This window comes from Haloferax marisrubri, assembly GCF_001469875.2.
Classification (GTDB): domain Archaea; phylum Halobacteriota; class Halobacteria; order Halobacteriales; family Haloferacaceae; genus Haloferax; species Haloferax marisrubri.
The window spans coordinates 143,348-165,809 of the sequence record NZ_LOPW02000005.1 but is presented as its reverse complement, the minus strand read 5'-3'; the positions used below and the strand labels follow the sequence as shown (position 1 = coordinate 165,809).

The following is a 22,462-nucleotide window of genomic DNA, read 5'->3' as shown; positions in this document are numbered from 1 at the left end:
CTCCTCGGGCGGGTGTCACCGGAATCGATCGCGTTCCTCGCGGGCCGCGTCGGTGCCGTACTCGTCCACGAGCGGTTCGTAGGCGTCGCCGAGCGCGCGCATGGCCCCCGCGGTCGAGTGGAAGTCGAGTTCGTCGGCGACGGCGTCCCACGGCCGCGTCTGGAGGACCTTGCGGACGAGCAATCGTTCCTCTCTGGGCGTGAGCGAGGCCCGGCCCGGATTCGTGAGGTGCGCGAGTCCGAGTCGCCGGAACGCGCCGGGCGCGGTCGTGTAGAGCCCCGGGCCGTAGGACGCGCCGACGACGACGCGCCACTCGTACTCGGAGAGGTCCGGTTCGGCGGCGGTATCGACGGCGGCGAGGGCGGCCCGCGCCACGTCGGCGTCGAGGTCCAAGAGGGCGTCGCCGAGCACGTCGCCGACGCGGCCGCGGAACCACGCCGCGTGGCGGTCGCGGAGGTCGCGGCCGGCGGGCGACAGGGGGCGCATCATGAGCGCCGAGTACTCGCCGCTGGTGTCGTTTCTGGTGGTCGAGAGGTGGACCGTGCCGTAGCCGTTGTCGCGCCAAAACGAGAGGAGTTCGGGCGTCGCGCCGAAGCCGACGCCGAGGTAGTCCGCGTCGCCCGCGAACTCGTCGCGTATCTCCGAGAGGAGCCGCGAGCCGAGGCCCGACGACCGGACCGCGTGGTGAGTGGCGATACGCATCACGCGGTAGCCGACGGGGACGCCCGCGTCCTCGTCGCGGAGTTGACTCGTGAACACGTCGGGGAGCATGTTCCCGCGGATGCGGCCGCCGTCGTACATGTGCCGGCGGGTGTCGGCGTCGAGGCCGCCCTCGCGCGCGAGGAGCGCGACCGAGACGACGCGCCCATCGTGGGTGAGCGCCCGGAGCGTCAGGTTCGGGGCGTCGAGGAGGCGAGCGAGGTCGTCCGGCTCGGTCCGGTAGTGCGCGAGGACGAGCAGACCGAACGCTTCGCGCAACAGGTGCTCGTCCGCCAGTAGGTCGTCGGGCGAAAGCGCCCGGTAGGACGCGGACTCCGGCGTCGCGTCCGCGACGAGTTGGTCCACCGGGGGCCGGGCGTCGAGGAGGAGCGCGCGGAACGTCCACGACTCGACGGGGTCGCCGGCGGCGTAGCGAATCGGGTCGTCGAGGCGCGCGTCGGTCACCTCGCGGTCCGCGTCGTCGAGGCGGTCGCGGAAGCGGACGGCGAAGCCGCGACCCGCGCCCTCGTAGCCGCGGACGGTCGTACAGAAGGCGACCGCGGGCGCGGCGAGGAACGATTCGAGGAGCCTGACGGGCAGGGCGGCCGCCTCGTCCACGACGAGCGCGTCGGCGTCGGCCGCCACGTCGCCAGCCTCGGTCGGCGGGACGTAGCGGACCCGACCGCCGCGTTCGGACACGATATCGAAGTCGTCCGCGCCGCCCTCACGGAGCGCGTCGAGTTCGGAGAGGAGTCGCTCGGCGCGGGCGAACACCTCGGCGGCGTTTCGCTTTCCGGGCGCGGTCACGACCACGTCCGCGCCCTCGGCCGCGAGGCTTCCGGCGGCGAGGCCCGCGGCGCTCGACTTCCCGCGGCCGCGGTCGGCCTCCACGACGACGGCGGTTCCCGGTTCGGACAGGGCTTCGAGGGCAGCGAGCGCGTCGGACTGGTCGGCGGTGAGGCAGTTCTCGTAGGCGCGCCGCGGGAACCGGCGGTCTTTCTCTCTCGGCACCCGCGGTGGGGCGGCGTCGAAACTGATTCCCTGTCGGTACGCGCCGTCGCGCTCGACGGTCCCCGAATCGAGGTCCACGAGAGCGACGCCGGGGTGGTCCCGGAGCGTCGAGACGAGTCGGCCGCGGAAGCGGCCGGTCACGTCGCCGACGGAAAAGGGCGGGACGGCCAATCGCTCGTCGAAGGAGTCGCGGCGGACCGCCCACTCGTCGAGAGAGGGGGTGAGCAAAACGAGCAGGCCGCCGCCGTCGACCGCGCCGGCGACGCGGCCGAGCGCGTTCGCCGAGAACTCCTCGTGGGCGTCGAGGACGACGAGCGTCCGGGTCGTCCCGAGGAGCGACGAGGCGCGCTTCGGTTCGACGCGGTGGAAGCGAAAACCCTCCCGGGCGGTGACGAACGTCACCTCGTCGTCGGGCACGTCGGCCCCGCGGACCGCGTCGAAGGCGGCGTCGATGCCGGCGTCCCGGTCGCCGGCGAGGACGAGGAGGCGTCGCTGGTTCGTCGCCAGCGCCTCCTCGCGGCGGGCGGCGGCGAGCGCCTCGACGTCGGGGTCGTCGCCGAGTCTGGTCATGGGATGGATACGCCGGCGCGGCTATTCACTTCCTTCGGTCGGGTGCGAGCGACCAGCAACCCGGTCGGCACAGCGGTGGTTTTGGTGGGGCGTCACACCCCGCTGAAAGTGAGTTATGTGAGCAATCGACACGGTGATTCGGGGCGCTGTAGTCGGCGAGAAATCGGGCGATTCGCGGGTCGTGCGGACGCGTCGCACGGCGCTACGATTTTGAAAGCGCTTTTATGGGGGCCGGAGCAAAGAGTGGTTACAGCCTGTCCGGGGTTGATGAACCTCCTCGCCGTAGGGAAATCGTTGACCGGTCGCGACCGACCGACCGGTGTGATACCGGCGAGGGAGTCGAGCCCGCGAGCAGGATATAGGTGAACAACAATGGCTGTTTACGTAGACTTCGACGTACCGGCCGACCTCGCTGACAGCGCCGTCGAGGCGCTCGAGGTCGCCCGAGATACTGGTATCGTGAAGAAAGGAACCAACGAAACGACCAAGTCCATCGAGCGGGGCAACGCCCAGCTCGTCCTCATCGCGGAAGACGTCTCCCCCGAGGAGATCGTCATGCACCTGCCCGAACTCGCCGACGAGAAGGGCATTCCGTTCATCTTCGTCGAGACGCAGGACGACATCGGTCACGCCGCCGGCCTCGAAGTCGGTAGTGCCGCGGCCGCCATCGTCGACGCCGGCGACGCGTCCGACGATGTCGAGGACATCGCGACTAAGGTCGAGGACCTTCGATAACCGACCATGAGCGCGGACGAACAAGCCAGCGACTCGACGCCTGCCGAAGTCATCGAAGTCGTTGGAAAGACTGGGATGCACGGCGAGGCCATGCAGGTCAAGTGCCGCATCCGCGAAGGCTCCAACCAGGGCCGTATCATCACGCGAAACGTGCTGGGTCCCGTCCGCGAGGGCGACATCCTCCAGCTCCGCGAGACCCAGCGTGACGCCGACTCCATCGGAGGGCAGTAACAATGGTCGAGAAGCGCACGTGCGACTACAGCGGTGAAGAGATCGAGCCCGGCACGGGCACGATGTACGTCAAGACCGACGGTACCATCCTCCACTTCAAGGACTCGAAGGCCGAGAAGAACTACTTCCTCGGCCGCGAGGCCCGCGACCTCGAGTGGACGGAGGCCGGCCGCCGCGCGAGCGGCAAGGCGGAGGACAACTGATGTCCGACGCAGAGCGCACCTTCGTGATGGTCAAGCCCGACGGCGTCCAGCGCGGCCTCATCGGAGACATCGTCTCCCGCTTCGAGGACCGCGGTCTGAAGATGGTCGGCGGCAAGTTCATGCAGATCGACGAGGAGCTCGCCCACGACCACTACGGCGAGCACGAGGGCAAGCCCTTCTTCGAGGGTCTCGTCGACTTCATCACGTCCGGTCCCGTCTTCGCGATGGTCTGGGAAGGTCAGGACGCGACGCGACAGGTCCGCCGCATGATGGGCGAGACGGACCCCGCAGAGTCCGCACCCGGCACCATCCGCGGTGACTACGGTCTCGACCTCGGTCGGAACGTCATCCACGGCTCCGACCACGAGGACGAGGGCGCGAACGAGCGCGAAATCGCGCTCTTCTTCGACGAGGACGAACTCGTCGACTACGAGCGCGTCGACGAGACCTGGCTCTACGAGTAAGTCTCGTCTCGCGGTTCTCACGCTTTCTTCCGAGAGGAGCGACGGCCACGTCCCCCTCTCGTCCGCGCTCCAGCCGCCGAGAGGGCGTTCTCGTCGGTTCGGTGTGCGGGGTTCTACCACCGGTCATCCGCGGCCGGTGACGACCGTCACCGCGACCTGACCGTCCACCGCGCGGCGAACAACGGTTTTCTCGTCGCCCGGCGAAACGTGTCACATGGTCGAAGTGGAACTCGTACTCCTCGCGCTCGCGACGCTGTTCGTCGTCGGCGCGGTGGCGATGCTCGGCGCGACCGCGGTGGCGGCGTGGACGGCCGCGCGACTGGCGGCGACGCTCTCGACGCTCGTGCGACCGGTCGTTCTCGGCCCGACCGACATCCGCGACGTGGAACTCCGCGTGGCCGGCCTGCGCGCGCTCGACCACGTCGATTCGGGCGTCGTCACGAACGTCGTCCCCGAGCGGCGGCGCGGCGCGAGCGGGCTCGCCCGGTTCTCCCGACGAGACGGCGTGCGACTCGACCTCGCGCTCGCGACGCCCGACGACCGGACCGCGACCGTCTGGGTGCCGGTTCCCGAGGCACTGACCGGCGGCTCGCGATTCGAGCGCATCGCCGCGGTGTGCGACGTGGCCCCCGAAGAGATTTCGGACGCCGTGGGCGCGGAGCTTCCGCTAGTGCGCGGTTCCGACGGCGGATGGCGCGTCGGAGGCGGGGGCAACCGTGGACTCGGTGGTTCCGACGTTGGAGACGACGCGACTCGGGAACGCTCGTTCGAGACCGAGCGCGTCTAACCTACTTCGGGCCGTCGGCCCGGGCGCGTCGCCGACCGCCGCCGAGGCGCGACCGAATGCGCTGGGCCGCCACCTTGGCGATGACCCGCGGTCCCGGCGGGAGCAAGCCGAGCTGGCGCGCGATTCCCATCAGGTTCACGAGGTTCCACTGCTCGACGATGCGACCGTCTTCGAGGCGGAAGACGAAGAACGCCGGTTGCTCGAACGACTTCCCGGTCGGGACGAGGTTCCCCCACGGCTCCTGCGGCGTCCCCCGCGCCGTGAGTCGCATCATCACCCGGTCGCCCTCGCCGACCGCGTCTTCGACCGCGAGGTGCCAGTCGGGGACCGCCCCGCGGAAGCCGAGTATCTGGTCGACCAGCGCGTCCCTCCCTACTCTGTCGGCGTTGACGCCCAACTGGTGAGTGATGACGTCCTCGTGGACCAACTCCTCGGCCGCCGTCGCGTCGCCCTCGTTGACGAACTCCTCGACGTATCGGCGGCACAGTTCGACGTTCGTCCGCGTCGGTGCGACTGATTCGGTGCCCATACTGAGCGATACGCCATGTGGTGCGTTAACATTTATTTCACGTGGCGGGAACCGTGACACTCACGGCGGCGAGAGCGCGGTCGAGAGACTCGGGGCTCGATGCGGCTACAAAAAAACGAACGGGGAGCTACGGGTCGGGTCGCTCAGTCGGCCTGCGGAACGGGCGCGTCGAGGTCGATTTCGCCGGCGTCGAGTTCGGCTTCGACCTCACGGGCGGCCTGAACCATGTTCTCCATCTTCTGGTAGGCGACCTCGCGGGGGAGGAGCTTCACGCCGCAGTCGGGCGAGACGGTGAGCTTCTCCGGCGGGACGACCTTCAGGCCCTGCTTGATGTTCTCTTTAATCTCCTCGACGGTCTCGACTTCGGCGGTGTGAACGTCCACGACGCCGAGCGCGAGGTCCGGTTCGAACTCGGGGTCGGTGAACACGTCTATCTGCTCGTAGCCGCCGTTGCAGAGTTCCACGTCGAACTCGTCGATGGGGTAGTCGTTGAGTTCGGGGTAGATACGCGAGTAGTCGCCGTAACAGACGTGAAGGCCGATGCGGACCTCGTCGGAGATGCCCGCGACGATGCGTTCGAGACACTCGCCGACGATGGCGTGGTCGTCCGGCGTCGTCGCCAGCGCGGGCTCGTCGATCTGGATGTAGGTCGCGCCCGCCTCGACGAGCTTTTCGATTTCCTCGTTGACGAGGTCGGCCAGCGCGTACGCGAGGTCCGCCTCGGAGTCGTAGTGCTCGTTGAACGACCAGCTCGCGAGCGTGTAGGGGCCCGTGATGGGCACCTTGACGGGCTTGGAGGCCACGTCGCTCGTGAACTCGAACTCGTCGACCAGCCACGGTTCGTCGTACTCGACCTCGCCGACGACAGAGGGCTTGTCGAAGTAGTTGTGACCCCACACCTTCACCGGGCCGTTGAACTCGTAGCCGGGGATGCGGTGGGCGAAGTACTCGACCATCTCCTCGCGGCGCATCTCGCCGTCGACGACGGTGTCGAGGCCGGAGCGCTCGTGCTCGTGGGTGATGACGCGACAGGCGTCGTCGTGGGCCTCGTGGAGGTGCTCCTGCGTGAACTTGGAGTCGGGGTCCTCCGCGAGGTCGTTGGCGCGGTTGAGCCACTTGGGCTTCGGGTAGGAGCCGACGACGGTGGTGAGCAGGAAGTGCTCGTTGTCGTGGCCGTCGGGGCGGAACTGCTCGCGGTTCTCGGCGTCGCGGCTCATGCTTCCACCTCCAGTTCGTCCTCGGTGGCGGCCGCGAGGGCGGCGAGCTTCTCCGTCGCGCGGTTCTCCGGCAGGTAGAACAGTTCGGTGTTGGAGGTCACGTAGGCGGTGTCGAACGTCTGGCTCTGGATGTTGTCGAGGGTCCACTCGACGCGCTCGCGGACCGTCGCGGGGTCTTCGACCAGCGTGTTCTGGCCGTCGACGAGACCCAGGGCGATGTCGTCTTTCGTGCCGTACTCGTTGACGTTGTAGAGCGTCTGGTCGCGGTCGCCGGCGACGAAGTCGAAGCCGATGGCGTCCACGTCGGCGTCCATGAGGTGCGCGTAGACCTTCTCGTCGAGCGCGCCCCAGTAGGTGTGGACGACCACGTCGGCGTCGGTCGCGTCGGAGACGGCGGAGATTGCCTCGGGGACGCGCTCGTCGACGTCCTCGCCCGGCGGCGAGAACACGAGCGAGGGTTCGAGGAGGAACAGCGTCTCGTGTTCCGGGAAGGCGTCGACTTCGCCCGCGAGGAACTCGCTCACGGCGTCGAGGAAGTCGGCCTCGTCACCGTAGTGCTCGTCCGTGGCGAGGTCCGAAAGCGAGTACGGACCGGGGAGGACCGCCTGCAGCGACTCGTCGCCGAGGAGGTCGGCGGTGGCGTCGAGTTCGGCCGCGACGTCGCCGGAGAAGGTGAGTTCGCCGCGGACCTGCGGGTCGCGGTAGAAGTTGTTGTTGTCGTAGTAGCGGACGATGCCGCCGGTCTCGACGTTCTCGTGGACCGTCAACGGGTGCGCGAGCATGTCGTCCCAGCGGAGTTGCCCCTCGACGACGCGGTCGAGGCCGGCATCGGTCTGTTCGGAGACGACTTCCTCGCGGGCGCGGTCGTACGCGCCCACGATGTCCGCGCCCTCGTTACCGGAGATGAGGTCGTGTTTCTGGTGGCCCTTGAGGTCGGAAAGCTCCTGTTTCGCCCAATCCGGGAGGGGATACAGTCCCGGTGTCGTCGAGACGAGTTCAGTCATCACTCCTGGCTAAGAAATGACGGTGTATAATATTTCCTGTATCAACATATGCGCATTGGTTATTCCAACGCGAGCACCGTGAGCGTCTCGTAGGGGTACGACTCCTGGACGACGACCTCGTGGCCGAAGCCGTTCGCCTCGGCGCGGGCGAGCACCTCGTCGTAGCCGGTGAAGCTACTCACGAGGAGGAAGACGGTGCCGCCCGGTTTGAGGACGCGCCCGACCGTGTCGAGGAAGGGGTCGATGATTTCGCGGCCGTCCTCGCCGCCGGTGAGCGCGACTTCCATCCAGTCGTCGCGCGCGGCTTCGAGGTCTTCCGGGAGGTACGGCGGGTTGAACGCAACCGCGTCGAAGGCGTCGTCGCGGAACGGTTCGACGAGGCTCCCGCGGACGACCTCGAACCCGCGGTGGCCGTCGGCCCGGAGCGCGGCGGCGCGCTCGGCGGCCTGCCGGCAGGCGTGGGGGTTGAGGTCGCTCGCGACCACGTCGGCGTCGGTCTTCGTCGCGAGCCGCTCTGCGACCCAGCCCGAGCCGGTGCCGACTTCGAGGACACGCCCCGAGACGCGCCCGACCGCGGCCTGCGCGAGCAGTCCGGAGTCCTCCGCGGGCTGGTAGACCGAGGTGTTCATCCCGCGGCGCTCGGCGAGGTCGGTCATTCGTCGGCCCCCTCGACACCGCCGTCGGCTTCGGGGCTCGCCTCGGTTCGCTGGTCGGTGAGCGGAATCGGTCCCGAAGGGTCGCGCTCGGACAGCGCGCGCTGCGGGAACGGGATGGTGATGTCCTCGTCGGCGAACGCCTCGCGGACGGCCGAGATGGTCGCGGTCCGCGCGCGCCACCACCGGCGGGCGCTCGGGCGGTCTATCCACGGGCGCACCCCGAGGACGACCGCGGAGTCGTCGAACCGCTTGGCGACGACCTGCGGCTTCGGCACCGACAGCACCTCGTCGAGGTCTTCGACGGCCGACTGCGCCACGTCGGCGGCGCGGTCGATGTCGGTCTCGTAGTCGACGCCGACCTCGATGTCGAGGCGGAGCCGACCCTTTCGGCTCCGGTTGACGAGGCTCTCCGAACTCACCACGTCGTTCGGAATCATCACGAACTCGCCGTCGAACGTCTGGATGCGCGTGTTCACGACCGTGATTTCGGTGACGATGCCCTCGTAGTCGCCGACCTCGACCCAGTCGCCGATTTCGAACGGTCGGGAGAACATGATGACGAAGCCAGCGATGAGCGCGCCGAGGGTCTGTCTCGCGGCCATACCGACCACGATTCCGAGGAAACCAGCGCCGACGAGGAAGCCGCCGAGGTCGGCCCGCCAGATGCCGAGGATGACCGCGAGCGTGGCGAGGTAAGTCGTCACCTGCGCGATGCGGTAGATGATTTCGCGCTGGTGGTCCGAAATCTCCGGGCGCGTGCTCGCAATCTCGCCGATGAACCGGCCGAGGACGCTCGTGAGGACGTACGCGCCGACGACGAACGCCGCCGACAGCGCGATGCGGACGAACGTCTGTCTGTTGAGGTCGTACTGCGCCGAAATCGTGCCGATGTCGCCCGACAGCGACCAGACCGCGAAGACGAACGCCCCGCCGCCGGCGACGACGACGAGTCGGAGGACCGTCACCGAGAGGTGCCACACCGGCATCGAAACGAACTCTACTTCCTTGTCGTGGAGTCGCGCGCCGAGTCGCCAGACGGCGACGACGGCGACGGTCACGAGGACGCTCGCGGCGACCCGGAGTTCGAACGTCGGGAACAGCGACGCGATGTCGAGAACCGTGCCGCTCTGGAGGGGGGTTGCCGTCGCGGCGAGGCGGAGGAGCACCGCGGCGAGTACGGGGACAGTCATGGGTTATAAGCCGACCGACGCGGCGAGTTGCGCGAGTTCGGCGAACTCAGCGGGAGCCATGTTGCCGGCGCGCTTTCGGAGCACGTCCTCGTCCGCGGCCTCGACGACCGCCTCGGGGTCCGACAGTCCGGAGATGTGCGCCGTGTTGCGGATGCCGTTTCTGATTGTCTTTCGTCGCTGGGTGAAAAGCGCCTTCACGAAGTCGAGGAAGAACGCCTCGTCGTCGACCTCGTAATCCGGCGTTCGCGGCGTGATACGGACGATGACGCTCTGGACCGCGGGCTTGGGGTCGAACGCCTCGCGGGGGACGTGCTCGCAGAGTTCGACCTCGCCGTAGTGCTGGGTGCTCACCGAGAGACGACCGTACTCCGAGGTGCCCGCCTCGGCGGCCATCCGCTCGCCGAACTCCTTTTGGAACATCAACACGAGCGGCTTCCCGCGGGGGAGCAGGCGGAACGAAATCTCCGAGGAGATGCCGTACGGGAGGTTCGAGACGCACGCGGTGAACTCGGGGAGGTCGACGTCGAGCGCGTCGCCCTCGACGACGGTGAGCCGCCCGGCTTCGACCTCCTCGGCGAACTCGCGGCGCAGGTGTGCTGCGAACGTTCGGTCCTGTTCGACGACGGTCACGCGGTCGGCGACGCCGAGCAGTCGGTCCGTGAGGACGCCCGGCCCGCCGCCGATTTCGAGGACGTGCGAGCGGTCCGCCTCCTCGGGGAGGTACGTCGGGATTCGGTCGACGACGCGGTCGTCGACGAGGAAGTGCTGGTCGTGGTCCGGGTTCCCGCGAGCGCCCGCCCGCCGGATGAGGGCGTCCGGGTCGCGCGCGGCGGCCTCGCGGACCTGTTCGCTGCCGTCGCTCGTCATTGGGAGAGGTATCGTGCGGGAGCGGGTAAAAGTCCCGTTCCGCTACCGCCCGTCGTGTCCGACGAACGTCTTGTACTTCACGTCGTTGTCGCGGAGTTCGTCGAGGATGCGCTCGACGATGACCTCCTTCGGGCGGTGGAGCCCCGAGACGCGCTCTTCGAGGTCCTCGAACGACTCGAACGGCCCCTGTCGCTTGCGCGATTCGAGAATCTTATCGCGGAGCTTCTTCCCGATGCCGGGCAGCAAGTTGAGTTGGTGGAGCCGCAACGTGATGGGCTGTGCGTCGTTGTAGAAGTCCACGAACCGCCGTTCGTCGGCCTCGACGATGTCCTCGACGACGTAGTCGACTTCGGCCGTCGCCGTGTTCGAGAGGTCGCCGTACGAGAGTTCTTCGACGGACTGAATCAGCTCGCGGTCGGCGGCCGGCGAGACGACGAGCCGGTCGCCGATGCTCACGTCGGCGTCTTCGACGAGGGTCAACTCGAGGAGACGGAAATCGGACTCTCCGAGCGCGTACGCGATGGGTGCCGCGTCGAAGCGCCGTCGGTCGTCTCCTTGACGCCCGTGGCGGAGTACGTCGAGTACGACGACGTACTCGGTCGTGGCGTCGGCGTCACCGCTCTCCGTACGTGTCATGTCAGTAGTTACGGCGAGCCGATATTTAAATAGTTGGCCGCGCTGTCACGCGGTCAGACGTACTTCGCGACGACGTTGAGGATTTCGTCGAGTTCGTCGCCCGAGAGCGCGTAGCGCTGCTGGGCGAACACCGCGCGGAGTTCGTCGCGCGACTGCGGGAGGAGGTCCGCGATTTTGATGGCGGTCGGACCGTCGACCTTCTCGAGCTCGGCGAGCTCCTCGACGAGTTCGCGAGATTCCTCGGGGTCGAGGTGGGCGAACCGGTTGACGTGTTCTATCGCACGGGCCAGTTCGTAGCGCATCTCGCGCTCTTCGTCGGCGGCGCGTTCCGCCTCAACCTCGGCGAGCAGTTCCTTGACCTCGGAGGTCGTCAGATACTCCTCGTCGAGCTTTTCTTTGAAGATGGTCATCGCTTACTGCTGGGCGCGCAGATGAGCAGGACGGACGATAACCGTCTTCTCTTTGCCGCCGTCGTTGATCTGGACCTTGAACGCGCGGCCCTGCTTCCCGGTGACTTCACCGGTGAGACCGTTGAAGCGCGGGTGGAAGCGACCCTCGCGGACGCTCGGGTCGATGTTGAGGTGGACCTTCTGGCCCTCCTCGAATTCCGCGATAGCGCGCTGCGGCGGCGAAGTGCCGCGCTCGCGCGGCTTGTTCGAGAGCTTTCCTCGCGTCCCCTTCATCGGACCGTTGGAGCTCGGCATAGTCGTGAGAACGAATACTTGCGTCGCCATTATAAATTGCACGTTACGAACCGCGCGTGTGTGTCTCCCGCGTGGTCGCGCGGGAGGGACGGACTTAACCCGAGTCGGCGCGGCGCTTCTCGTATGTCCGAAGACGAGCGACGCATCGAGACGCGCGCCATCCACGCGGGACAGGAGCCCGACGAGGAGACGGGGGCGCTCATGACGCCCATCTACGCGAACTCGACGTACGCCCAAGACGGGCCGGGCGACCACCGCGGCTACGAGTACTCCCGCACGGGGAACCCGACGCGAACCGACCTCGAATCGAACCTCGCGGCGCTCGAAAACGGCTCGTACGGCCGCGCCTTCGCCTCGGGGATGGGCTCGATAAACACCGTGCTCAACCTCCTCGAAGCGGGCGACCACGTCGTCGCCGGCAACGACGTCTACGGCGGCACCCACCGCATCTTCACGCAGGTGTACGAGAAGTACGATCTCGAATTCGACTTCGTCGACACCACCGACCACGACGCCGTCCGCGACGCCGTCCGCGAGGAGACCGAACTCGTGTGGGTCGAGACGCCGACGAACCCGCTCATGCGCGTCAACGACATCGGCGCGCTCGCCGACATCGCCCACGAGGTCGACGCGCTCTGCGCCGTCGACAACACCTTCGCCACGCCGTACCTCCAGCGCCCGCTCGACCACGGCGCGGACATCGTCTCGCACTCGCTGACGAAGTACCTCGGCGGCCACTCCGACGTCGTCGGCGGCGCGCTCGTCACCGACGACGCGGACCTCGACGAGGAACTCGGCTTCTACCAGAACTCCGTCGGCGCGACGCCCTCGCCGTTCGACTGCTTCCTCGTCCTCCGCGGGACGAAGACGCTCCCGGTCCGGATGGACCGCCACTGTGACAACGCCCGCGAACTCGCCGCGTGGCTCGACGACCACGAGGCTGTCTCCGAGGTGTTCTACCCCGGCCTCGACTCCCACCCGCAACACGACCTCGCGGCCGAGCAGATGGACGACTTCGGCGGGATGCTCTCGTTCGAACTCGACGGCTCGCTCGAACAGGCCTCGACCGTCGTCGAGGAGACCGAGGTGTTCACGCTCGCCGAGAGCCTCGGCGGCGTCGAGAGCCTCATCGAACAGCCCGCGGCGATGACCCACGCGGCCATTCCCCGCGAGGAACGGCTCGAAGCGGGTCTCACCGACGGCCTCATCCGCGTCTCCGTCGGCGTCGAACACATCGACGACATGAAGGCCGACCTTCAGCAGGCGTTCGACGCGGCGTTCTGAGGCGTCGAACCCCTCGGCTCGTCCCCGCGCGCCCTCACGAACCGCTCGTTGTCGCGAGTTGGGAACACGAGTAAGGGTTATTGAATAGCACGATGAATAATGAGGTATGTCCCAGGAGTCAGTCACCCTGAGCGCGGAGTCCGTACAGCGACAGAGCTACACCGAACCCACAGCCCGCGTGATGGTCGATTCCGACGACCACGAGGGGTCGAGCCACAGCGCCGAGCAGTTCGGTATCGGGTTGTCCATCGGCTTTCTCCTCGGCGGCGTCGCGGGCGTCATCGGCGACTCGCTGCCTATCGGCGTGATGCTCGGACTCACGTTCGGCGTCGTCCTCGGAATCTACTTCATGGAGCGCCGCTGACGGCGGGCGAGCGCGGTCGCTCCGGGGACGAACCTGCGAAAAAGGTCGGTCGTCAGCTCAGATACGGCCGACGTTCTCGACGGAGACGCTTTCGACGCCTTCGACTTCGATGAACGCTTCCTCGACGGCCTCGGTGCCACCGGCGTCGTCGGGGACGATGACGGTCGGCAGGAGGGCGACGAGACCGAACGCGACGTCGTCGCGTTCGAAGCCCTTGATTTTCGCACCCTCGGGCAGGGAGTCTTCGAGCGCGTCCTCGAGGTTGTCGAGGTCGAGCTCGGGGCTGTTCGGCATGACCTTGATTTTAGCAGCTACTTTTCCCATGATTATGGACCCATGAATCCGCAGTCGGGGCACTCGTAGAGGTTGCTCTGCTTGCGGCACTTGGAACAACGCGAAATCTCCTGGCCACAGTCGGGGCACTTGAACGTCGCCGCGCTCATGCCGGCGATGTTGATGCCACAGGACACACACTGGTGCGCGTGTCGCTGTTCGGACTCGCTCATACGCTCATAAACCGGCGCGCGACTTTTAACCGTTGTCTTTCCGGGTTCTGCTGGGGGAAATCCGTGGCCCGCGTGGACACGGCTCACCCGAGCGCCAGCGGCCCTATGAGGACGCACATCAGGTGGACGCGCCGACAGCCGAATCGGACGGGGAGGTGGCCAACGACCCCGGCGACGACGAGGACGGCGACGCCACCGACTCCCGCGAACGCCCACGAGAGAACGACGAGCAGGGCGCAGACGGCGGTGACGAGCCGGCGCTGGTCGAGTTTTCCGACGACCGCGAGCGCCCGGTCGCCGACGACCGGCACCAACACCGCTCCGCAGAGCCCCGAGACGACCGTTACCGGCACCGCGAGTCCGAGCCCTGTCGGGAGTTCCGCCTCGGTGAGCGCGACGAGCGCCCCCGTTCTGGGCGTCCCCAACCCGGCGAGCGCGAACAGCGCGAACACCGTCGTCGCCGTCGTGGCGGCGCTGGTCGCGGTGACGTAGGCCCGCGTCGATTCGTCGGGGTCGCGGCCGGGAAGAGCGGCCAGCGCGAGCGTGCCGGCGACCCCTGCGGAGACGCCCGGTAAGTAGCCGACGAACGCTCCACCGCCGGTCCCCGCGGCGACGCTCCGCGCGACCGAACGCGGCGACGTCGCGAGCGCGGCATCACCCTGCGGCGGGATGCCGGCCCCCCGCCGCGCCGCCAAGAGAACCGGGATGCCGAACAGCCCGGCCAAGAGCGGAGCCAACACGCCGCCGACCGGGAGCGGCCCCTCGAACGCCCGGTCGAGGACGGCGAGGCCGAGTCCGGTCGAGGCGGCGATGCTCACACAGGCCGCCAGTTTCGATCGCCGGCTCGGTTCGGTCCAGACGAGCGCGGCGGCGACGCCGACGAGAACCAGCCACAGGTGGTCGCGGACGGTGGGGTAGCCCTCGACCAACACCTCCGTGAGAGGCACCGCGACCGGCACCGCCAGACAGAGCGCCGCGCCGCTTCCGAGCGCCGATAGCCTGAGCGCTTCGCGTCCCCGCCCGCCGAGAACGAGTTTGTGCGCCGGCAACGCTCCCGGCGCGAGCGCGGCGTCAGGCACGCCGAGCGTCAGCGCCGGCACCACGTCTAGGAACGTGTGGACGGTCGACGCCGCGAGGACGGCGGCCGCGACGGCGACCGGCGGGCCGGGGAACTCCGAGGCGACCCCGGCGAGAAGCAGGGCGAACGCGTTGGCGTGGAGGCCGGGGACGAGCCCCGAGCACGTCCCGAGGCAGACGCCGGCGACCACGCCGAGGAGGGCGGCGACCGTCGGGTCGGCCGCGGCGGGCGACGCGAGCGTCGCCACTCGGTCGAGGAGCGTGATAGCCGACCCGCCGATGAGGAACATCGCGCCGAAGTGGCCGCGGCTTCCGGTATGAAGCTACGCTCAGCACCGACACCACCGCCGACACCGACACCGACTGCGCCGTGGCCTGTATCGAGTCGTCGGGCGTGCGAACGACGCCGCCGCTGGTGAGTTGCGTCGAAAGAAATCGGAGTTTCGAAGCGAGCGTCGCCGCGGATGCGGCGGGGTCTCGCGGAAGTTTAACCGAAGAGCGCGCCGAGGCCCTCGCCGTCGGCTTCTTCGTCGTCGTCGTCGTCGTCGCCGCCTTCGTCAGCGGCCTCTTCTTCGGCGTCTTCCTCGTCGTCGTCGTCAGCGGCCTCGACCTCGCCACCGGCGGAACCGCCCGCAGCGGGCGCGGGGGCAGCGGCGGCCGTCTCGATGGCCTCTTCGATGTCGACGTCCTCGAGCGCGGCGACGAGCGCCTTGACACGGGACTCCTCGACATCGACACCGGCGGCCTCGAGGACCGCGGTGATGTTCTCTTCGTTGACCTCTTCGTCCGACTCGTTCAGGATGAGCGCAGCGTAGACGTATTCCATTGTTGTGTACCTTGTGTGTTGTTAGAACAGGGAGCCGAGGGCGTCGCCAGCGTCTTCGTCGTCGCCGTCGTCGTCGGCGGCGTCGTCGTCTTCGGCGGCGTCTGCCTCGTCGGCGTCCGCTGCTTCTTCGTCAGTCGATTCTTCTTCCTCGGCGGCACCCGTGTCAGCCGCGGACACGCCGCGGAGTTCCTCGGGAAGCGCCTCTTCGTCGTCGATGTTCGCCGCGAGCGCCCGAAGCTGGGCGTCCGCCTTCGAGATGAGCTCGGGCATGAAGTCCGGGCTCTCGATGTTGGCGAACAGACCGACGGCCTTGGCCTCGCTCGTCGCCTTGGCGATGAGCGTCGGCGCGGTCTGGGCGGTCGGGTAGACCGCGTTGACCGACAGGTTCGTCGCGGCGGAGACGGCCGACTGGATGTCGGCGCGGTACTCGTCCACGTCGATGGCGAGTTCGTCGGGCTCGAACAGGACGCCTTCGGAGAAGACGCCGCGGAGGTCGAGACCGACCTCCTTGGGCTCGATGCCGAGTTCCGCCAGGACGTTCGCGAGTTCCTCGGAGACTTCCTCGCCCGCCGAAAGGACGTTGGAGTCTTCCGTCACCTTGATCGAGCCGTCCATGATGCGGGCGGACGCCCCGACCTGCTGGAGTTCGCCGACGAACGGACCCGGGTCGACACCGGTGTCACCCTCGGGGATGACGATGTCGTTCGGGGCGACTTCACCGGCGTTGATGGGCGCGGGCGTCTTCGACGCCTCGAGCTCCTTGTACAGGGCGAACGGGTTGTCGTTCGTGCCGATGAGGGCGACCTGCCCGGCGATGTACTCCTTGAGTTCCTCGAAGCCGTCGTCGACTTCGTCGAGCGCGCGGTTCGCGAGCGTGTTACGGCTCATGCGCACTGCGGCCGAACCGTGAAGCTCGCGGCGCATGGCCTGGAGCTGGCGGCTCGGGATGCCCGCGACGCCGACGACGCCGACGGATTCGTAGGATTCGATGAAGTCGACGAGTTCGTCGACCTCTTCACGCTTCCACTGTGGGATGACCTCGGTCTGCCGAACCTCGGATTCGCTCATGCGGGCACCTCCACGGACGGCCCCATCGTCGTCTTCACGTAGACGGAATCGATGTTGAGCGGGCCCTTTTCGAGCGTCGCTTCGAGACGACGGACGATAACGTCGATGTTCTCCGCGATCTCGTCGGGCGTCATGTCGTCTGCGCCGACGCGCGTGTGGAACGTACGACGGTCACGCGAGCGGAGCTGCACCGTGTTCTTCATCCGGTTCACCGTCTCGACGACGTCGTCGTCGGGCTGAAGCGGGGTCGGCATCTTACCACGGGGACCGAGCACGGTACCGAGGTAGCGACCGATGTCCTGCATCAGTCCAGCCTCGGCAACGAAGAAGTCGGTCTCGTCGGCAAGGTCTTTCGCCGCATCGGTGTCGTCGCCGAAGTCTTCGAGCTCATCGGGCCCGAGAACTTCGTCGGCGACATCCTCTGCGCGGAGCGCGGTTTCACCGGTCGCGAACACCACAATCTGGGTGTCCTGGCCGGTGCCAGACGGGAGCACGATGCTCTCGTCGACACGCTTCGACGGGTCGTTAAGATCTAAGTCTCGCAAGTTCACGGCGAGGTCAACCGTTTCGCGGAAGTTCCGCCCGGGTGCCTCGTCGAGTGCGCGAGAGACTGCGTCAACTATTGTGTCTGCCATTATTCACCTCCGTAGTACGCAGGATTGCTCCTACGGGTCAGTGAAACAGGCTACTGCCTGCCTCGTCCGGCAGGACGAGTAGGCTCAACTTAAGTCCGTCGAACTACGGGAGCCGAAACCCCCGAATTCGGGGGTTTCGCGTGCCACAGCCACACATGCGGGCTGGCGAGCACGCGAGCGATATGGGGGTCGCTCCGGAGTGGTTCGGTCGGTTCGGTGGAGAGAAGAAAGCGGGCCGAATCGGCTCGGCCCGACGGAAAGGGCGGTTCGAACCGCCGAAACGGTTCCGAGACGATTACTCGTCGTCGAAGTGGTCGTCGAAGTCGCCGCCGTCGATGCGCTGTTTGAACGTGCGGGCGTCTTCGCCCTCGATGGTGACGCCGAGGGACGCGCACGTCCCGGCGACTTCCTTCGAGGCGTTCTTGAGGTCGTACGAGAGCAGGTCAGAGGACTTCTGCTCTGCGACCTTCTTCAGCTGTTCGATGGACATGTCGGCGACGAAGTTCTCCTGGGGTTCGCCGCTGCCGGTGTCGAATCCGACTTCGTCCTTGATGAGCGCCGCCGTCGGCGGGACGCCGACTTCGATGCTGAACGAGCCGTCGTCGTCGTACTCGACGGTGACGGGGACTTCCATGCCGTCGAAGGCAGCCGTCTGGTCGTTGATGTCGTTGACGACGTCCTGCACGTCGACGGGGGTCGGGCCGAGTTCCGGGCCGAGCGGCGGACCGGGGTTCGCCTTCCCGCCGGGAACGAGTACTTCGATAGTTCCAGCCATACGTGGAAACACCGTGTGGCGACTTTTAACGGTTTTCTTTCGCCCGGAGTCGTGTGCGACAACTACGCACAGCGCGCCGGGCCGCCGTCCGCCCGATTACAGTTCGACGCCGAACGACTCCACGTCGCCCGCGAGCGCGGCCATCGACCCGAGAAGTTCGGCCACGTCGTCGAGGTCGCTCGTGGAGACGACCTCTACGGGCGTGTGCATGTAACGGTTCGGGATGCCGATGTTGAGCGAGGGGATGCCGGAGCGACTCGTGTAGAAGGCGTCCGCGTCGGTGCCCGTGCGGATGCCGGCGGCCTGTAACTGCACGCCGATGTCGGCGTCTTCGGCCGCGTCGCGGGCGAGTGAGACGACGTTCGGGTGGTTCGCGCTCCCGCGGGAGACGACCGGTCCCTCGCCGAGTTCGACCGGTCCCTTGCGCTTGCCGGGCACGTCGGGGTTGTCCGTCGCGTGGGTCACGTCGACGGCGACCATCGCGTCGGGGTCGAGGTCGTAGCCGACCATCTTCGCGCCCTGCACGCCGACCTCCTCCTGGACGGTACTGACGGCGTACACCGTCGCGTCCACGTCGGCCTCGACGGCGGCACGGAGGCCTTCAGCGGCCGACCACGTGCCGACGCGGTTGTCCATCCCGTTGGCCGCGACGCGGTCGCCCGCGAGGTCGCGGACCCGCGCTTCGACCGTCACGGGGTCGCCGACTTCGACGTGGTCCTTCGCGTCGCCCTTGCTCGTCGCGCCGATGTCGACGAACTGCTCTTCGAGGTCGTCGTACTCCTCGCTCCCCACGTCGCGGAGGTGGATGGCGGTCTGACCGATGACGCCCGCCACGTCGCCGTCGTCGCCGTGGACCGTCACGTGCTGGCCCTTCGAGACGGTGCGGTCCGCGCCGCCGATGGGGCCGATGCGGACGAAGCCGTCGTCGTCGATGTCGCGGACGATGTAGCCGATTTGGTCGGCGTGGCCGGTGAAGGCGATTTCGGGGCCCTCGCCGGTGCCCTCGTGGACCGCGACGGCGTTGCCGTAGTCGTCGACCGTCACGTCGTCGGCGAACTGCGAGACGTAGTCCACCCACACGCGCTGGCCGGCGACCTCGTAGCCGGACGGGCTGGGTGTGGTGAGCAGGTCTTCGAGGAAGGCGCGTCGGTCGTCGTCCATACGGGACGTTCGCGGGCGGCGGGACAAGAACACAGCGAATCCAGCGCACTCCACCGGGAGTCGCCACGGTGCGAGGTCGTCGCGTCCAGCGGTGACCGGCATCGACCCGTCGCCACAAGGCATATCCATCTTGTGAGCGTACTGATGGGTATGGCCGACTTCACCCTCTTCGAGGTCCACCTGCACGACGGCTTCGAGTTCAGCCCGACCAACAGCGCGCCGCTTCTCTCCAAGGGCGGCAGCGAGATGGAACTCGAGGCTGACGGCGAATCGTACGACGACTACGACGACTACGATGTCGAGTTCGACGACGACGACGAGGCCGACGAGGCCGAGTCGAGCGGCCGCTCCGGACTGGGGCTACTCGTCGGGCTGGTCCTTCTCGTCGGCATCGCGGCGGCGGTCCGCTACATCCGCGGCGGCGGCGACGACCTCGACGAACTGGCCGACCTCGACGACGCAGACGAGCGCGACGAAGTCGAAATCGACGCCTGAGCCGGCGTCCCCGAACACCGTTTTTCTGCGACCGTTCCCGCCGCCGACCACCGCCGGGTTCGACCGCGGTCGGATACCCTTAAGCGAATCCCGTAGCAACTCCGGGGTATGACCGTTTCGAGCGCTCCCGGCAAGGTGTATCTGTTCGGGGAGCACGCAGTCGTCTACGGCGAGCCGGCGGTCCCCTGCGCGGTCGAGCGCCGGGCGACCGTCACCGTCTCCGCCCGCGACGACGACCACGTCCGCGTCCGCGCCGAGGACCTGAGTCTCAACGGCTTCACCGTCGAGTACCGCGGCTCGACCGGCGACCGGCCCGACGTGGACGTTCCGGCACCGCTCGTGGAGGCCGCGATGGGCTACATCGACGCCGCGGTCGACCAGGCCCGCGACGCCGCCGACGCGCCCGACGCCGGCTTCGACATCACCGTCGAGAGCGACATCCCGCTCGGGGCCGGCCTCGGCTCCTCCGCGGCCGTCGTCGTCGCCGGCATCGACGCCGCGACCCGCGAACTCGGCGTCGAACTCGCGCCCCGCGAAATCGCGGAACGCGCCTACCAAGCCGAACACGAGGTCCAAGACGGGCAGGCGTCCCGCGCCGACACCTTCTGCTCCGCGATGGGCGGAGCCGTCCGCGTCGAGGGCGACGACTGCCGGACCATCGACGCGCCGCCCCTCCCGTTCGTCATCGGCTTCGACGGCGGCGCGGGCGACACCGGCGCGCTCGTCTCCGGCGTCCGCGCGCTCCGCGAGGAGTACGACTTCGCCGCCGACACCGTCTCGACCGTCGGCGACATCGTCCGCCGAGGGGAGGAACTGCTGGCCGAGGCGGACCCCGACGCCGACGAACCGCCCGAGGAACTCCTCTCCGAACTCGGCCGGTTCATGAACTTCAACCACGGCCTGCTGGAGGCCCTCGGCGTCTCCTCGCGCTCGCTCGACTCGATGGTGTGGGCCGCCCGCGAGGCCGGCGCGTACGGCGCGAAACTGACCGGCGCGGGCGGCGGCGGCTGTATCGTCTCCTTGGACCCGACGCCCGAGACCCAGACCGCGCTCCGATTCACTCCGGGGTGCGAGGACGCCTTCCGCGCCGAACTCGCCACCGACGGCGTCAGAGTCGAGGTCCCGCCGGAAGCGGACGCGGAAGCAGGAACGGAAGCAGAAACGGACCCCGAGCGCGAAGGAAACGGAGGGAACTCGGCGTGAGCCTCGTCGTCCTCAAACTCGGCGGGAGCGTCGTCACCGACAAGGACGAACCGGAGACCGTGGACGAGGCGGGGCTGGCGGCCGCCGCGGACGCGGTCGCGGCCCTCGCCGAGTCGGGCCGTGTCGTCGTCGTCCACGGCGGCGGGAGCTTCGGCCACCACCACGCCGCCGAACACGGCGTCTCCTCGGAGTCCGGAAGCGACGACGCCCGCGGCGTCCGCGCCATCCACGACGCGATGAAGCGCCTCAACGACGCCGTCCTCGACGCCCTCGCGGACCGCGGCGTCGCGGCCCTGCCGGTCCACCCGCTTTCGGCCGGCGCGCGCGAGGCCGACGGCTCGCTGTCGCTTCCCCTCGCGGCGACCGAGACGATGCTCGACGAGGGCTTCGTCCCGGTCCTCCACGGAGATGTCATCGCGCACGCGGGGAAGGGCGCGACCATCGTCAGCGGCGACGACCTCGTGGTGTCGCTCGCGTCCGGACTCGGCGCGGACCGCGTCGGCCTCTGTTCGACCGTTCCCGGCGTGCTCGACGCCGACGGCGACGTGATTCCCGAGATTACGGCGTTCGCGGACGCGGCCGACGCGCTCGGCGGGTCGGACTCCACCGACGTGACCGGCGGCATGGCCGCGAAGGTCAGAAAACTGCTCGCGCTCGGCGCGCCGGCGCACGTCTTCGGCCCCGAGGGGCTGTCGGCGTTCGTCGCCGGCGAGTCGCCGGGAACCGTCATCCGCGGAGAATAGTCGAAGCCGGACTCAGAGTTCGACGACCAAGCCGTCTTTTGCGACCCGGACCTCACCGTCGAAGTGTTCGCTCACGCTCGCCCGCAGGTCGTCGGTGACGCGGTCGGCGTGCGGGTAGAGGTGTGTCAGGAAGACCGAATCGATGTCCCACCCGGCGAGTGCCTCGCCCACCTGCGACGGCGTCGGGTGGTTCGACACGTCCACGTCGTCCGGGAACGAGCAGTCGTGCGCGAGGACGCTCGCGCCGTCGGCGAAGTCGCCGAGGGCGGAGAACGCCTCGGTGTCCCCCGAGAAGACGAAGTCGGCCTCGCCCCGTTCGTTGCTGAAGCGGTAGGCGAGCGTCGGCATCGAGTGGCGGACCTCGAACCCCATCACGTCGAAGCCGGCGACGCCGAACTCGGTCGGGCCGACCTCCCGAATCTGGATGTCGAGGCGGCCCCGGAGGTAGTCGTGGACGTCGAGCAGTCCCTCGACGAGTTCCTCGGTCCCCTCCGGACCGACGATTTCGAGGCGGTCCTGTCCGGCGAGCCACCGGGCTTTCACGAGCGCCATGAGGTCCGACACGTGGTCGAGGTGGTGGTGCGTGAGGAGGACCGACGAGACGCCCTCGTAGCCGACCTCCGTCTCGGCGAGGCGGGCGAGGACGCCCGACCCGCAGTCCACGAGGAGGGCGTTGCCGTCCGATTCGAGGAGGAGTCCGGTCTGGGCGCGGCCGGTGACGGGCATCGCACTACCGGTGCCGAGGAACGTGACGCGCATGCGCAGAGCTACCACGGCGGCGGCGTTAGTCCTTGTGCTCGCCGGGTCGGCCGCCGCGGCCAC

Annotated in this window: 29 protein-coding genes; 10 read left to right on the top strand and 19 right to left on the bottom strand. The window is 68.2% G+C overall.

All coding sequences use genetic code 11. The annotated features are described in order from the left end of the window. Window positions 1–15: 15 nt before the first annotated feature. Window positions 16–2,280, bottom strand: a complete 2,265-nt coding sequence (tmcA, locus tag AUR65_RS05305) for a tRNA(Met) cytidine acetyltransferase TmcA (RefSeq protein WP_058569029.1) — start codon at window positions 2,278–2,280, stop codon at window positions 16–18. A gap of 372 nt (window positions 2,281–2,652) precedes the next feature. Between tmcA and rpl7ae the strand changes: the two genes are divergently transcribed. The 5 genes from rpl7ae (at window position 2,653) to AUR65_RS05280 (ending at window position 4,700) form a co-directional block, all read left to right on the top strand. Beyond that, entirely contained in the window at window positions 2,653–3,015 is a 363-nt protein-coding gene (gene rpl7ae, locus AUR65_RS05300) for a 50S ribosomal protein L7Ae (RefSeq protein ID WP_004042964.1), read from the top strand. Window positions 3,016–3,021: 6 nt separating this feature from the next. Then, on the top strand, window positions 3,022–3,246 hold the full coding sequence (locus AUR65_RS05295; protein ID WP_004042966.1) for a 30S ribosomal protein S28e: 225 nt from the start codon (window positions 3,022–3,024) through the stop codon (window positions 3,244–3,246). Window positions 3,247–3,248: 2 nt separating this feature from the next. Then, window positions 3,249–3,449 carry a 50S ribosomal protein L24e gene (locus AUR65_RS05290; RefSeq protein ID WP_004061377.1) on the top strand — a complete coding sequence of 67 codons (201 nt, stop codon included), beginning with the start codon at window positions 3,249–3,251 and terminating at the stop codon, window positions 3,447–3,449. Beyond that, window positions 3,449–3,913: a nucleoside-diphosphate kinase gene (gene ndk, locus AUR65_RS05285; RefSeq protein WP_004969390.1), complete on the top strand. Its 465-nt coding sequence runs from the start codon at window positions 3,449–3,451 to the stop codon at window positions 3,911–3,913. Before AUR65_RS05290 ends, ndk begins: the two co-directional genes overlap by 1 nt. Before the next feature lie 214 nt (window positions 3,914–4,127). After that, a complete protein-coding gene (locus AUR65_RS05280) occupies window positions 4,128–4,700 on the top strand; it encodes a hypothetical protein (protein WP_058569028.1) in 573 nt (190 codons plus the stop codon). A gap of 1 nt (window position 4,701) precedes the next feature. Here the strand turns inward: AUR65_RS05280 and AUR65_RS05275 are convergent, their stop codons facing one another. The 9 genes from AUR65_RS05275 to AUR65_RS05235 all read right to left on the bottom strand — a co-directional run bounded on the left by AUR65_RS05275 (window position 4,702) and on the right by AUR65_RS05235 (window position 11,503). Then, complete coding sequence (locus tag AUR65_RS05275) at window positions 4,702–5,229, bottom strand: ester cyclase (RefSeq protein WP_058569027.1); 528 nt, start codon at window positions 5,227–5,229, stop codon at window positions 4,702–4,704. 143 nt (window positions 5,230–5,372) lie between these two features. After that, the gene (locus AUR65_RS05270) at window positions 5,373–6,446 is read right to left on the bottom strand and encodes a methionine synthase (protein ID WP_058569026.1); all 1,074 of its coding nucleotides are present in this window, start codon (window positions 6,444–6,446) and stop codon (window positions 5,373–5,375) included. Continuing rightward, complete coding sequence (locus AUR65_RS05265; protein ID WP_058569025.1) at window positions 6,443–7,450, bottom strand: 5-methyltetrahydropteroyltriglutamate--homocysteine methyltransferase; 1,008 nt, start codon at window positions 7,448–7,450, stop codon at window positions 6,443–6,445. The genes AUR65_RS05270 and AUR65_RS05265 overlap by 4 nt, the downstream gene beginning before the upstream one ends. Before the next feature lie 59 nt (window positions 7,451–7,509). After that, complete coding sequence (locus AUR65_RS05260) at window positions 7,510–8,106, bottom strand: HemK2/MTQ2 family protein methyltransferase (RefSeq protein ID WP_004969386.1); 597 nt, start codon at window positions 8,104–8,106, stop codon at window positions 7,510–7,512. Next, window positions 8,103–9,296, bottom strand: coding sequence for a mechanosensitive ion channel family protein (locus AUR65_RS05255; protein ID WP_058569024.1), 1,194 nt, complete (start codon window positions 9,294–9,296; stop codon window positions 8,103–8,105). The genes AUR65_RS05260 and AUR65_RS05255 overlap by 4 nt, the downstream gene beginning before the upstream one ends. Before the next feature lie 3 nt (window positions 9,297–9,299). Next, window positions 9,300–10,163, bottom strand: a complete 864-nt coding sequence (locus AUR65_RS05250) for a 16S ribosomal RNA methyltransferase A (RefSeq protein ID WP_058569023.1) — start codon at window positions 10,161–10,163, stop codon at window positions 9,300–9,302. A gap of 42 nt (window positions 10,164–10,205) precedes the next feature. Further along, entirely contained in the window at window positions 10,206–10,799 is a 594-nt protein-coding gene (locus AUR65_RS05245; RefSeq protein WP_058569022.1) for a DUF655 domain-containing protein, read from the bottom strand. A gap of 53 nt (window positions 10,800–10,852) precedes the next feature. Further along, complete coding sequence (locus AUR65_RS05240; RefSeq protein WP_004042989.1) at window positions 10,853–11,209, bottom strand: RNA polymerase Rpb4 family protein; 357 nt, start codon at window positions 11,207–11,209, stop codon at window positions 10,853–10,855. Window positions 11,210–11,212: 3 nt separating this feature from the next. Next, window positions 11,213–11,503: a 50S ribosomal protein L21e gene (locus AUR65_RS05235; protein WP_004061361.1), complete on the bottom strand. Its 291-nt coding sequence runs from the start codon at window positions 11,501–11,503 to the stop codon at window positions 11,213–11,215. Window positions 11,504–11,626: 123 nt separating this feature from the next. Here AUR65_RS05235 and AUR65_RS05230 point away from each other — a divergent pair, with 123 nt between their 5' ends. Both AUR65_RS05230 and AUR65_RS05225 read left to right on the top strand, forming a co-directional pair. Next, window positions 11,627–12,787 (top strand): cystathionine gamma-synthase, encoded by a 1,161-nt coding sequence (locus tag AUR65_RS05230; protein WP_058569021.1) that lies wholly within the window; start codon window positions 11,627–11,629, stop codon window positions 12,785–12,787. A gap of 106 nt (window positions 12,788–12,893) precedes the next feature. Further along, complete coding sequence (locus AUR65_RS05225) at window positions 12,894–13,151, top strand: hypothetical protein (protein ID WP_058569020.1); 258 nt, start codon at window positions 12,894–12,896, stop codon at window positions 13,149–13,151. Window positions 13,152–13,208: 57 nt separating this feature from the next. Here the strand turns inward: AUR65_RS05225 and AUR65_RS05220 are convergent, their stop codons facing one another. From AUR65_RS05220 to AUR65_RS05185, 8 genes are all read right to left on the bottom strand, one after another. Then, window positions 13,209–13,475: an elongation factor 1-beta gene (locus AUR65_RS05220; protein WP_004969379.1), complete on the bottom strand. Its 267-nt coding sequence runs from the start codon at window positions 13,473–13,475 to the stop codon at window positions 13,209–13,211. 2 nt (window positions 13,476–13,477) lie between these two features. After that, the gene (locus tag AUR65_RS05215; protein WP_004042997.1) at window positions 13,478–13,657 is read right to left on the bottom strand and encodes an HVO_2753 family zinc finger protein; all 180 of its coding nucleotides are present in this window, start codon (window positions 13,655–13,657) and stop codon (window positions 13,478–13,480) included. Between the two features lie 83 nt (window positions 13,658–13,740). Further along, window positions 13,741–15,024: a tripartite tricarboxylate transporter permease gene (locus AUR65_RS05210; RefSeq protein WP_058569019.1), complete on the bottom strand. Its 1,284-nt coding sequence runs from the start codon at window positions 15,022–15,024 to the stop codon at window positions 13,741–13,743. Between the two features lie 197 nt (window positions 15,025–15,221). Next, a complete protein-coding gene (gene rpl12p, locus AUR65_RS05205) occupies window positions 15,222–15,560 on the bottom strand; it encodes a 50S ribosomal protein P1 (RefSeq protein WP_004974573.1) in 339 nt (112 codons plus the stop codon). A gap of 21 nt (window positions 15,561–15,581) precedes the next feature. Continuing rightward, window positions 15,582–16,628 carry a 50S ribosomal protein L10 gene (locus tag AUR65_RS05200; RefSeq protein WP_058569018.1) on the bottom strand — a complete coding sequence of 349 codons (1,047 nt, stop codon included), beginning with the start codon at window positions 16,626–16,628 and terminating at the stop codon, window positions 15,582–15,584. Continuing rightward, entirely contained in the window at window positions 16,625–17,263 is a 639-nt protein-coding gene (locus tag AUR65_RS05195) for a 50S ribosomal protein L1 (protein WP_004969375.1), read from the bottom strand. Before AUR65_RS05195 ends, AUR65_RS05200 begins: the two co-directional genes overlap by 4 nt. Before the next feature lie 295 nt (window positions 17,264–17,558). Next, window positions 17,559–18,038: a 50S ribosomal protein L11 gene (locus AUR65_RS05190; RefSeq protein ID WP_008094977.1), complete on the bottom strand. Its 480-nt coding sequence runs from the start codon at window positions 18,036–18,038 to the stop codon at window positions 17,559–17,561. A 96-nt stretch (window positions 18,039–18,134) separates the two neighbouring features. Beyond that, window positions 18,135–19,199 (bottom strand): zinc-binding metallopeptidase family protein, encoded by a 1,065-nt coding sequence (locus tag AUR65_RS05185; RefSeq protein ID WP_058569017.1) that lies wholly within the window; start codon window positions 19,197–19,199, stop codon window positions 18,135–18,137. Window positions 19,200–19,349: 150 nt separating this feature from the next. On the opposite strand from AUR65_RS05185, the gene AUR65_RS05180 reads away from it, so the two are divergent. The 3 genes from AUR65_RS05180 (at window position 19,350) to AUR65_RS05170 (ending at window position 21,640) form a co-directional block, all read left to right on the top strand. After that, window positions 19,350–19,694, top strand: coding sequence for a hypothetical protein (locus AUR65_RS05180; protein WP_058569016.1), 345 nt, complete (start codon window positions 19,350–19,352; stop codon window positions 19,692–19,694). A gap of 108 nt (window positions 19,695–19,802) precedes the next feature. Then, window positions 19,803–20,897: a mevalonate kinase gene (gene mvk / locus AUR65_RS05175; protein ID WP_058569015.1), complete on the top strand. Its 1,095-nt coding sequence runs from the start codon at window positions 19,803–19,805 to the stop codon at window positions 20,895–20,897. Next, window positions 20,894–21,640, top strand: a complete 747-nt coding sequence (locus AUR65_RS05170; RefSeq protein WP_058569014.1) for an isopentenyl phosphate kinase — start codon at window positions 20,894–20,896, stop codon at window positions 21,638–21,640. The genes mvk and AUR65_RS05170 overlap by 4 nt, the downstream gene beginning before the upstream one ends. A 12-nt stretch (window positions 21,641–21,652) precedes the next feature. Here the strand turns inward: AUR65_RS05170 and AUR65_RS05165 are convergent, their stop codons facing one another. Next, window positions 21,653–22,399 (bottom strand): MBL fold metallo-hydrolase, encoded by a 747-nt coding sequence (locus AUR65_RS05165; RefSeq protein ID WP_058569013.1) that lies wholly within the window; start codon window positions 22,397–22,399, stop codon window positions 21,653–21,655. Between the last annotated feature and the right edge of the window lie 63 nt (window positions 22,400–22,462).

What these genes read in the sequence shown, in the direction of transcription:
- tmcA (WP_058569029.1), bottom strand. Translation starts at nt 2,280, where the DNA reads ATGACCAGACTCGGCGACGACCCCGACGTCGAGGCGCTCGCCGCCGCC.
- rpl7ae (WP_004042964.1), top strand. Translation starts at nt 2,653, where the DNA reads ATGGCTGTTTACGTAGACTTCGACGTACCGGCCGACCTCGCTGACAGC.
- AUR65_RS05295 (WP_004042966.1), top strand. Translation starts at nt 3,022, where the DNA reads ATGAGCGCGGACGAACAAGCCAGCGACTCGACGCCTGCCGAAGTCATC.
- AUR65_RS05290 (WP_004061377.1), top strand. Translation starts at nt 3,249, where the DNA reads ATGGTCGAGAAGCGCACGTGCGACTACAGCGGTGAAGAGATCGAGCCC.
- ndk (WP_004969390.1), top strand. Translation starts at nt 3,449, where the DNA reads ATGTCCGACGCAGAGCGCACCTTCGTGATGGTCAAGCCCGACGGCGTC.
- AUR65_RS05280 (WP_058569028.1), top strand. Translation starts at nt 4,128, where the DNA reads ATGGTCGAAGTGGAACTCGTACTCCTCGCGCTCGCGACGCTGTTCGTC.
- AUR65_RS05275 (WP_058569027.1), bottom strand. Translation starts at nt 5,229, where the DNA reads ATGGGCACCGAATCAGTCGCACCGACGCGGACGAACGTCGAACTGTGC.
- AUR65_RS05270 (WP_058569026.1), bottom strand. Translation starts at nt 6,446, where the DNA reads ATGAGCCGCGACGCCGAGAACCGCGAGCAGTTCCGCCCCGACGGCCAC.
- AUR65_RS05265 (WP_058569025.1), bottom strand. Translation starts at nt 7,450, where the DNA reads ATGACTGAACTCGTCTCGACGACACCGGGACTGTATCCCCTCCCGGAT.
- AUR65_RS05260 (WP_004969386.1), bottom strand. Translation starts at nt 8,106, where the DNA reads ATGACCGACCTCGCCGAGCGCCGCGGGATGAACACCTCGGTCTACCAG.
- AUR65_RS05255 (WP_058569024.1), bottom strand. Translation starts at nt 9,296, where the DNA reads ATGACTGTCCCCGTACTCGCCGCGGTGCTCCTCCGCCTCGCCGCGACG.
- AUR65_RS05250 (WP_058569023.1), bottom strand. Translation starts at nt 10,163, where the DNA reads ATGACGAGCGACGGCAGCGAACAGGTCCGCGAGGCCGCCGCGCGCGAC.
- AUR65_RS05245 (WP_058569022.1), bottom strand. Translation starts at nt 10,799, where the DNA reads ATGACACGTACGGAGAGCGGTGACGCCGACGCCACGACCGAGTACGTC.
- AUR65_RS05240 (WP_004042989.1), bottom strand. Translation starts at nt 11,209, where the DNA reads ATGACCATCTTCAAAGAAAAGCTCGACGAGGAGTATCTGACGACCTCC.
- AUR65_RS05235 (WP_004061361.1), bottom strand. Translation starts at nt 11,503, where the DNA reads ATGCCGAGCTCCAACGGTCCGATGAAGGGGACGCGAGGAAAGCTCTCG.
- AUR65_RS05230 (WP_058569021.1), top strand. Translation starts at nt 11,627, where the DNA reads ATGTCCGAAGACGAGCGACGCATCGAGACGCGCGCCATCCACGCGGGA.
- AUR65_RS05225 (WP_058569020.1), top strand. Translation starts at nt 12,894, where the DNA reads ATGTCCCAGGAGTCAGTCACCCTGAGCGCGGAGTCCGTACAGCGACAG.
- AUR65_RS05220 (WP_004969379.1), bottom strand. Translation starts at nt 13,475, where the DNA reads ATGGGAAAAGTAGCTGCTAAAATCAAGGTCATGCCGAACAGCCCCGAG.
- AUR65_RS05215 (WP_004042997.1), bottom strand. Translation starts at nt 13,657, where the DNA reads ATGAGCGAGTCCGAACAGCGACACGCGCACCAGTGTGTGTCCTGTGGC.
- AUR65_RS05210 (WP_058569019.1), bottom strand. Translation starts at nt 15,024, where the DNA reads ATGTTCCTCATCGGCGGGTCGGCTATCACGCTCCTCGACCGAGTGGCG.
- rpl12p (WP_004974573.1), bottom strand. Translation starts at nt 15,560, where the DNA reads ATGGAATACGTCTACGCTGCGCTCATCCTGAACGAGTCGGACGAAGAG.
- AUR65_RS05200 (WP_058569018.1), bottom strand. Translation starts at nt 16,628, where the DNA reads ATGAGCGAATCCGAGGTTCGGCAGACCGAGGTCATCCCACAGTGGAAG.
- AUR65_RS05195 (WP_004969375.1), bottom strand. Translation starts at nt 17,263, where the DNA reads ATGGCAGACACAATAGTTGACGCAGTCTCTCGCGCACTCGACGAGGCA.
- AUR65_RS05190 (WP_008094977.1), bottom strand. Translation starts at nt 18,038, where the DNA reads ATGGCTGGAACTATCGAAGTACTCGTTCCCGGCGGGAAGGCGAACCCC.
- AUR65_RS05185 (WP_058569017.1), bottom strand. Translation starts at nt 19,199, where the DNA reads ATGGACGACGACCGACGCGCCTTCCTCGAAGACCTGCTCACCACACCC.
- AUR65_RS05180 (WP_058569016.1), top strand. Translation starts at nt 19,350, where the DNA reads ATGGCCGACTTCACCCTCTTCGAGGTCCACCTGCACGACGGCTTCGAG.
- mvk (WP_058569015.1), top strand. Translation starts at nt 19,803, where the DNA reads ATGACCGTTTCGAGCGCTCCCGGCAAGGTGTATCTGTTCGGGGAGCAC.
- AUR65_RS05165 (WP_058569013.1), bottom strand. Translation starts at nt 22,399, where the DNA reads ATGCGCGTCACGTTCCTCGGCACCGGTAGTGCGATGCCCGTCACCGGC.